The sequence below is a fragment of the Novosphingobium sp. CCH12-A3 genome, from assembly GCF_001556015.1.
GTDB lineage: Bacteria > Pseudomonadota > Alphaproteobacteria > Sphingomonadales > Sphingomonadaceae > Novosphingobium > Novosphingobium subterraneum.
Genome location: NZ_LSIA01000108.1, coordinates 1 through 241, shown reverse-complemented (window position 1 = coordinate 241; position 241 = coordinate 1). Strand labels below are relative to the sequence as shown.

Genomic DNA, 241 nt, shown 5'->3' with positions numbered 1-241 from the left:
TGTATTCTCCCGGTGAGGAAGAGATAATTCTGGTCGCGGCGTGGCGTATGCGGCAACAGCCTTTCGGTCATAGCCAGAACCTGATCGATCAGCACGGGCACCGAGGAGCCTTTGTCGCGCAGGAAGCTGCGGCGCTGTTCGCGTCCGGCGCGCCCCTTGCGCCAACTGACGAGAACCCGGCCTTCAAGCAGCAGATGCTCGCTCAGGCAGTCGCGCCGCATCAGCCTGAGGGCCTCGGCAT

1 pseudogene is annotated in these 241 nt (G+C 63.5%); it reads right to left on the bottom strand.

Annotation, left to right across the window (positions count from 1 at the left end):
• A pseudogene (locus tag AX703_RS27840) lies at positions 1 to 241 on the bottom strand (site-specific integrase); the annotation flags it as partial.